This window comes from Flavonifractor sp. (assembly GCF_019422385.1).
In the GTDB taxonomy this organism is placed as follows: Bacteria; Bacillota; Clostridia; order Oscillospirales; family Oscillospiraceae; genus Flavonifractor; species Flavonifractor avistercoris.
Genome location: NZ_JAHZDL010000063.1, coordinates 7085 through 15293 on the forward strand (window position 1 = coordinate 7085; position 8209 = coordinate 15293).

The 8209-nt window shown below is 66.8% G+C and carries 7 protein-coding genes and 2 pseudogenes; 2 read left to right on the plus strand and 7 right to left on the minus strand.

The window, feature by feature from the left end:
* Together QZ378_RS09030 and QZ378_RS09035 are read left to right on the plus strand one after the other, a co-directional pair.
* Positions 1-263 (plus strand): annotated as a pseudogene (locus QZ378_RS09030) (3-deoxy-7-phosphoheptulonate synthase); the annotation flags it as partial.
* A 285-nt stretch (positions 264-548) separates the two neighbouring features.
* A complete protein-coding gene (locus QZ378_RS09035) occupies positions 549-1409 on the plus strand; it encodes a prephenate dehydrogenase/arogenate dehydrogenase family protein (RefSeq protein WP_291258029.1) in 861 nt (286 codons plus the stop codon).
* Positions 1410-1462: 53 nt separating this feature from the next.
* On the opposite strand, the gene QZ378_RS09040 is transcribed toward QZ378_RS09035, so the two are convergent.
* The 7 genes and pseudogenes from QZ378_RS09040 to QZ378_RS09070 all read right to left on the minus strand — a co-directional run.
* Complete coding sequence (locus QZ378_RS09040; protein WP_087240171.1) at positions 1463-1705, minus strand: RNA-binding S4 domain-containing protein; 243 nt, start codon at positions 1703-1705, stop codon at positions 1463-1465.
* Between the two features lie 65 nt (positions 1706-1770).
* Positions 1771-2046, minus strand: a complete 276-nt coding sequence (locus QZ378_RS09045; protein ID WP_087240173.1) for an HU family DNA-binding protein — start codon at positions 2044-2046, stop codon at positions 1771-1773.
* A 74-nt stretch (positions 2047-2120) separates the two neighbouring features.
* Positions 2121-2909 (minus strand): nucleoside triphosphate pyrophosphohydrolase, encoded by a 789-nt coding sequence (gene mazG / locus QZ378_RS09050; protein WP_087240175.1) that lies wholly within the window; start codon positions 2907-2909, stop codon positions 2121-2123.
* A gap of 37 nt (positions 2910-2946) precedes the next feature.
* Positions 2947-4737 carry a polysaccharide biosynthesis protein gene (locus QZ378_RS09055; protein ID WP_291258030.1) on the minus strand — a complete coding sequence of 597 codons (1791 nt, stop codon included), beginning with the start codon at positions 4735-4737 and terminating at the stop codon, positions 2947-2949.
* A gap of 14 nt (positions 4738-4751) precedes the next feature.
* Entirely contained in the window at positions 4752-6053 is a 1302-nt protein-coding gene (locus QZ378_RS09060) for an amidohydrolase (protein ID WP_291258031.1), read from the minus strand.
* Positions 6054-6066: 13 nt separating this feature from the next.
* On the minus strand, positions 6067-6894 hold the full coding sequence (locus QZ378_RS09065) for a purine-nucleoside phosphorylase (RefSeq protein ID WP_291258032.1): 828 nt from the start codon (positions 6892-6894) through the stop codon (positions 6067-6069).
* 884 nt (positions 6895-7778) lie between these two features.
* Positions 7779-8209, minus strand: a pseudogene (locus tag QZ378_RS09070) (FAD-dependent oxidoreductase); the annotation flags it as partial.

The window sequence follows — 8209 nt, forward strand, 5'->3', positions numbered from 1 at the left end:
ATCTCTCCGCCGTGCTGGCGGTGAAGCAGCTCTCCCACCTGCCGGTGGTGGTGGATCCCTCCCACGCCTGCGGCAAGGCGTGGATGGTGGAGCGGATGAGCATGGCGGCCATCGCCGCCGGGGCCGACGGCCTGCTCATCGAGGTGCACAACGACCCGCCCCACGCCCTGTGCGACGGGGCCCAGTCCATCACCCCGGAGCAGTTCGACGCCCTCATGGGCAGGCTGGCCCAGCTGGCCCCCTGCGCCGGCCGGGAGCTGTAACTGGGGACAGACCGCTCACGGCTCTGAATCGTAGGGCGGGGGCTTGCCCCCGCCGGTCAGGAGGAATGGTATATGAAACGCACCCTTGTCATTGTGGGTCTGGGCCTCATCGGCGGCGCCCACCCGGCGCAGGGCGCCGTGCGGGTTCCCGATTGATTTTATCTGCTCGGGCGAAATGAATTCGCCCGGCATCAAGGTTTTGACGCGGGCGTCAAAACGCTTGGACGCGCTGACGCGCGGCCGAGCCGCCAATAAGGCCCGCAGCGATTAGGAGGAATGGCAGAGATGAAACGCACACTTGTCATTGTGGGCCTGGGCCTGATTGGCGGCTCGCTGGCCCTGGCCCTGAAGGGCTTTGAGGATTTTGAGATCGTGGGCGTGGACGTGTCCCAGCCCACACTCCGCTACGCCGCCGAGCACGGGGTGGGCGACCGGGTCACGGAAAAGGCCGCCGACGTGGTGCCCAAGGCCGACGTGGTGGCCCTGGCCCTCCACCCCCAGGGGATCGTGGACTTCCTGGCCCAGTACAGGGAGCAGTTCAAGCCCGGTGCCCTGGTGTGGGACGTGTGCGGCATCAAGACCGCCATTCTGGAGGCGGCGGAGGTGCTGCCGGAGACGGTGGACTTCATCGGCTGCCACCCCATGGCGGGCACCGAGTTCTCCGGTGTGGAGCACGCCTTTGCCGAGATGTTCCGGGACTCCCACTTCCTGCTGGTGCCCCGGGAGAGCAGCAAACCGGAGCACATCGCCCTGCTGGAGCGGCTGGCGGAGTACATCGGCTGCAAGGACGTGTGCCGCACCACGGCGGAGGCCCACGACGCCCTGATCGCCTACACCAGCCAGGTGATGCACATCATCGCCGTGGCGGTGTGCGACGACCCGGAGCTGTTCGGCTGCCGGGGCTTCGAGGGCTCCTCCTTCCGGGGCTGCACCCGGGTGGCCGCCCTGGACGTGGGGCTGTGGACCCAGCTGTTCTCCCTCAACCGGCCCGCCCTGCTCTCCGTGCTGGACCGGCTGCTGGGCAATCTCCAGTCCTACCGGGATGTGCTGGCCTCCGGCGACCGGGAGGCCCTGGCGGAAAAGCTGGCCCGCTCCGCCGCCCGCAAGCGGCAGATGGACCTGCCCGGCCCGGATCTGCTGGAATAAGACGCAGACAGGGGCGGCCGCGGATGCGGCCGCCCCTGTCTGATCTGTTCTGTCTACCGCAGCTCCCGGTAGAGGGCCGGGGCGTCTGCCTTGCCCACGTGCTCGGCCACGGAGAGCACCTCCACCTTCACGGTGCGCTCCCCGAAGCGCAGCTCCAGCACGTCCCCCTCCTTCACGTCGTAGCTGGCCTTCACCGGCCGGCCGTTGGCGGTGACCCGCTGGTTGTCGCAGGCCTCGTTGGCCACCGTCCGGCGCTTGATGAGGCGGGAGACCTTCAGCCATTTGTCCAGTCGCATGCTTCCTCCAAAATCACGGGGCCGCCGCGTGTTCGCGGCGGCCCCGGTATCATTACAAAACCTGCTTACTTGGCAACGATGTCCTTCAGCGCCTTGCCGGGCTTGAAGACGGGCACCTTGGAGGCGGGGATCTTGATGCTCTCCTTGGTCTTGGGGTTGCGGCCGATGCGCTCGGCGCGGCTCTTCACCTCGAAGGCGCCGAAGCCCACCAGCTGAACCTTGTCGCCCTCGGCCAGGCACTGGGAGATGACGTCGATGGCGGCGTTGACGGCGGCCTCGGTATCCTTCTTGGACAGGCCGGCCTTCTCGGCGGCGGCATTGATAAGTTCTGCTTTATTCATGTCACTTGCTCCTCCTGTGTTTTCTGGGGGCTACCCCCCGTTCTTGGTACTATTACTTAAGGCGGAAACCGCCCTTAAGTCTCCTTCGCGCGCTCCCACAGCGCGTCCAGCTCCTCCAGGCCCATGTCCTCCATGGCTTTCCCCTGGGCGGCGGCCTGGGCCTCCACCTTCCGGAAGCGGCCGATGAACTTGTCGGTGGCCCCGTTGAGGGCGTCCTCCGGATCCACCTTGAGGAAGCGGGCGGCGTTGACGGCGGAGAAGAGCAGGTCGCCCAGCTCCTCGGCCACGTTGGTGCCCTCGGCCGCGGCGGTCTTCAGTTCCTCCAGCTCCTCGGACAGCTTGTCCAGCGCACCGGACACGTCGGGCCAGTCGAAACCGGCCTTCCGGGCCTTCTTCTGCACCTTCTCCGCCCGCCACAGGGCGGGCAGGGCGCGGGCCACGGCCTCCAGCGCGTCGGTGTTGGTGGCCTGTCCCTTTTCCTTGCGCTTGAGGGCCTCCCAGTTGGAGAGCACCTCCCCGGTGCCGGACACCGCCACATCCCCGAACACGTGGGGGTGGCGGTAGATGAGCTTTTTGCAGATGCCGTCGGCCACGCCGTCCAGATCGAACCGGCCGGCCTCCTGCTCCATGCGGGCGTGCATCACCACCTGGAGCAGCACGTCCCCCAGCTCCTCCTCCAGGTGCTCGGGGCTGCCCTCGTCGATGGCCTCCACGGCCTCATAGGCCTCCTCCAGGAAATTCCGGCGGATGGACTGGTGGGTCTGCTCCGCATCCCAGGGGCAGCCCCCCGGGGCGCGGAGTATGCGGACAATTTCCTCCAAGTCCTTGACGCCGTAGGAATCCTTATACTGAAAATCTACCATATTTCATGGCCTCCTGCAACCTTTTTTTCCAAAAATCTCAGCGGATATGCAGAATCTTCGCCAACTTCTTGCCGCCGGGCATCATTTCCAGATCCTCATGGGTCAGCGTGCGCAGGGCCAGCACCAGGACGGCGTAGACCACCACGCCCACCAGGATGGCTCCGGCGGTGGCCAGCATATCCTTGCCCAGGCTGCCGTAGAGCACCCGGGAGAGCAGGCCGTGGCTGCCCCAGGCGGCGGCGGCCATGATCACCGAGGCCAGCAGGGGCTTGCCCAGGGCCACCAGATAGCGGGGCGGATGGGGCACCGCCCGCTTGATGATGAGCAGGTTGAGGGTGGAGATCACCGCGAAGCAGCACAAAGTACCCACCGGCGCGCCGAAGATCATGATCTTGGGGTTGCCCACCAGGGTGTAGTTGACCACGATCTTGGTGACGCCGCCGATGATCACGGTGATGATGGGCAGGTTGACGATGCCGTTGGCCTGGAGGATGGCGGTGCCCACCAGCTGGAAGCACACGAAGATGGAGGCGATGCCCAGGATGGACAGGATGGGGCCGGCGATGCCGGTGTCCACGTTGCCCAGGGCGATGACCTCCATGATGGGGCCGCCCAGGGCCATGAGGCCGAAGCCGCAGGGCAGGGCGATGAGGGCCGCCATGCGCATGGCCGACTCGGTGATGCGCTGGGCCCCCAGGCCGTCCCGCCGGGCCAGGCAGGCGGAGATGCCGGGGACGATGCAGGCGGTCAGGGGGATCATCAGGTTAAAGGGCAGATTGTAGACGCTCATGGTCTTGCTGTAGGTGCCGTACAGGCTGCGGGCCGAGTCCAGGATGGGATCCAGAGTGGTGCCGAAGTCGGCGGCCGCGGCTCCCTCCCGGAAGGCCGTCATCAGCTGGCTGAACAGATCCGCCTGCTGGGCGGCCACGTTGTCCGCAAAGACCTGCACCGCCTTGGGGAAGATGTCCAGAAAGCTGTTCTCAATCCCGGCCAGGCCCCCCTGGATGGCGGTGAACACGCTCTGGAGCTGGTTGTTCACCAGGTTGGTATCGATGATGGTCACCAGGGACATGGAGCAGGAGCTGAGGGTAATGGGGATGGCCAGCTTGAGCAGGCGCACCAGCACCGTGCGGCCCCGGTCGGCCCGGTCGGTGGCGGGCGTGCTCTCCCGGCGGCGGGTGCGGACGTGGTTGAAGGCCAGGTAGAGCACCGACAGGATGCTGCCGAAGGAGACGCCGATGAGGGCGCCGGAGGCGGCCAGCTGGTTGCGGATGTCGTCGGGCCAGATGGTCAGGCGCATGATGAGCATGGCCAGGCCCAGGCCCAGTACCAGCTTGCACAGGGCCTCGATAATCTGGGAGATGGCGGTGGGCAGCATGTTCATGTGCCCCTGGGCGTAGCCCCGGAAGGCGGAGCAGCAGCAGGTGCACAGCACCGCCGGGGCCAGGGCCCACACGCAGAACACGGCCTTCTCGTTGCCGATGACGTAGGTGGCCACGATCTGCCCGAACAGGGACATGCAGATAAAGCTGAACAGGCCCATGAACAGGAAGGCCCCGAAGGCCATCCGGAACACCTGGCGCTTCTGGTTCTCCCGGCCCAGGGTGTGGCACTCCGACACCGTCTTGGACAGGGCCACGGGCAGGCCCGCCGTGGAGATGGTGAGGAAGAAGGAGTAGATGTTATAGGCCCCGTTGAAGTCGCCGTAGGCCTCCTCGGGGAGGATTGCAATCAGCGGGATTTTGAAGATGGCCCCGATGATCTTCACCAGGATGGTGCTCACCGTCAGGATGGCGGCGGCGCCGTAGAAGGTGTTGCGTTTGGACAACAGGATTGGCCCCCTTACTTGGTCTGGAAGAGCAGGGGGAGGGCGTAGTCCGCCACCTCCCGCTTCACCCGCTGGATGTCGATGGTGAGGAAGTCCCCATCCTTGTATATGACCCTGCCCCGGGCCATATTCATGCGCACATCGCTGCCGTGGGCGGCGTAGGCCAGGTTGGACAGCACGCTGTGGCAGGGGGTCAGGTTCAGGTGGGAGAAGTCCACCAGGATCAGATCCGCCGTGTACCCCTCGGCGATCACGCCGGTCTTGCGGCCCAGGGCCCTGCCGCCGTTGGCGGTGGCCATGCGCAGGGCGTCGATGGGCAGCAGGGCCAGGGGATCGCAGCCGGCCCCGTTGTGGAGGATGGCGGCGAGCTTCAGATCGCCGAAGAAGTCGGTGCAGTTGTTGGAGGACACGCCGTCGGTGCCCAGGCACACGTTGACCCCCGCCTTCTTCATGGCGGGGACGGGGGCGATGCCGCTGCCCAGCTTCAGGTTGCTCATGGGGTTGTGGATGGCGGAGATCCCCTTCTCGGCCATGACGGCCCAGTCCTCGGGGGTGGTCCACACGCAGTGGGCCGCGATGGCCCGGCCGTCCCACACGCCGTAGTCGTTCAGAACCTGGATGGGGGTCTTGCCGTGGCGGGCCAGGCACTCCTCGTGCTCGCTGCGGGTCTCGGAGATGTGCACGTGCATGCCCAGGCCGTGCTCCCGGGCGTAGCCGGCCATCCACCGCCACAGCTGCTGGTGGGAGGTGTACTCCCCGTGGACGGAGGCGTCCACCAGGATCTGGCCGTCGTTATAGCCGTGCCACTGCTCGGTCAGCTCCCGCTGCACCCGGCAGTCGTTGTGGGTGTCGGGGTTGAAGTCGTCGGTGAATTGGACGCCGCCCACGGACAGGTTGGCGCTGATGCCGGCGGCGGCCACCTCCTGGGCGATGGCGGGGGAGTGGCCGTACATGTCGGCGATGCAGGTGACGCCGGAGGCGATCATCTCCGCCAGGCCCAGGTCGGTGCAGCACCGGATGGCCCGGTCGTCCCACCGGGCCTCCACCGGGAAGATATAGTTGTGCAGCCAGTCCTGGAGGTTGTTGCCGTCGCCGTAGCCCCGCATGGCGGTCATGGGCACGTGGGTGTGGGCGTTGACAAAGCCGGGCATGAGCACGCCGCCCTCCCCGTCGATCTCCTCCTCAAAGCTGCCCTGGGGCCGCTGGGTGCCCACATAGGTGATCTGGGTGCCCTCCACCGCCACGAAGGCGTCCGGGAGCACGGTGCCCGCCTCGTCCATCAGGGCGGCGGTGCAGTTGTGAATCAGAATGGACATGACAATCTCCTTTTTAATCCAGCTTGTTCAGGCAGGCCAGCACCAGGCGGGAGAACTTGTCCCGGCAGGCCGCCGCCGCGTCCAGCACCTCCTGCTCGGAGAGGGGCTGGTCCAGAATGCCCGCAGCCATGTTGCTCAGCAGGGTGAAGCCCAGCACCTGCATGCCGCAGTGGCCGGCGGTGATCACCTCCGGCGCGGTGGACATGCCCGCCGCGTCGGCGCCCAGCACCCGGGCCGCCCGGATCTCCGCCGGGGTCTCGTACTGGGGGCCGGGAAAGTACATGTACACGCCCTCCCGCAGGGGGATGTCCAGCTCCTTGGCGGTCTGGCGGGCCAGCTCCTGCAGCGCGGGGGTGTACAGGTGGGAGGCGTCGGGGAAGCGGACGCCGAACTCGGGGAGGTTCTCCCCCCGCAGGGGGGACTCCATGAAGAACTTGATGTGGTCGGTGATGAGCATCAGCTCACCGGCCTTCCACTCCAGGTTGATGCACCCGGCGGCGTTGGTGACAATCAGGGTGTCGCAGCCCAGCAGGCGGAGCACCCGCACCGCATAGGCCACCTCCTCATAGGAGTAGCCCTCATAGTGGTGCATCCGGCCCTGCATCACGGCCACGTTCTGGCCCTCCAGCGTGCCGAACACCAGCTGGCCCTTGTGGCCGGGGGCGGTGGACACCTTGAAGTGGGGGATGTCCTGGTAGGAGACCGCCACGGCGTTCTCCACAATGTCGCCCATGTAGCCCAGGCCGGAGCCCAAAATCATGGCCACCTTGGGGGCAAAGCCGCCGATGCGGCCCCGGATGTAGTCTGCGCTCTCCTTGTACTGGGCAAACGTGTAGTTCATAGAGTTTGTCCTCCTTCTGTATCGTTGGCGGCCTGCCGCGGACGCCGGGTCATAATAAGTCCATGGTATTTTACACCTCCGCGCCCCAAAAAGCAATGAGAAAGGGCCGCTTCCCCGCCAGCGGCCCTCCACAATTTACAATTTGTTCGGATTTCCCCCGCCGGGAGGGCGCGGCATCCCGGCGGACTTTTTGACTGAGCGGATACTGTCCGCCTGTTTCGCCGTTCGCAGGGGCGGATATGATCCGCCCGTTCGCCTCTGCAACCGCCGGCTCCGTGGGGCGCGACGACTCGGCGCGCCGTCCGTAGGGGCGACCTGTGGTCGCCCGCTCATAGAGGATGCCCCCCTCGCGGAGCGGGCCTGCCCGGCCGGGGCACCGCTTTCTTTCCCAAAGAAAGCGGTGGGAAAAAAAGGGCCGGGGGGCTCCTCCCACCCTGGCCCCCCCAATACGGGGGTTCATGGCGGCGGTGGGCTGTACGGGCAGGGCAAAGACCGGGCGTGCATTGCCGCCCGCTCCCTTGGCGCTTCTGTTACAGGCGCTGCCGCGCCCCGGGCGGCACGCATCGGGATTACCCTGCAAGCCTTGGGAGTGGTTGCGCTGTACCAACTTGGCCCGCCGGGCCGCCGTCGGTGCCTTGCCTCCGAAATACCGGGGCGGCTGCTGTGGCTGGGAAACGGCGTGTCAAGGATGCCGCGCCCTACATCGTCGGCCCAAGCTACGGATCGTTCGCTTCCGGGCAAGCCCGAAAGCTCATTCCCTCCGCTGGGCCTCCTCTCCCCACGGCGACCACTCCGTTGGGTCGCCGCGGGGGCCCCAATTTTTACGCCCGTCCCGAGCCGGGGGGGCGTTACAGCGTAAGCCCCCCGGCCGGGCAGGCGCGTCCTTATTTCAGCCGGTTGAGGATCACCTGGGCCACCTTGACGCCGGAGGCGCCGGCCTGGGCCAGGCCCCGGGTGATGCCGGCGCCGTCGCCGGCGGCGAAGAAGCCGGGCAGGGCGGTCTCCAGCTCGCTGGACAGGGCCAGCCGGGCGGAGTAGAACTTGACCTCCGCGCCGTAGAGCAGGGTGTCGTAGTTGGCGGTGCCGGGGGCCAGCTTGTCCAGCTGGTAGATCATCTCGATGATGTCGTCCAGCTGCCGCTTGGGCAGGGCCAGGGACAGATCGCCGGGCACGGCGGCGGTGAGGGTGGGGCGGGTGAAGGACTTGCTCATGCGGTGCTCGTTGGTGCGCACGCCCTTCACCAGGTCGCCGAACCGCTGCACCAGCACGCCGCCGGCCAGCATGTTGGACAGGGAGGCGATGTGCTTGCCGTAGC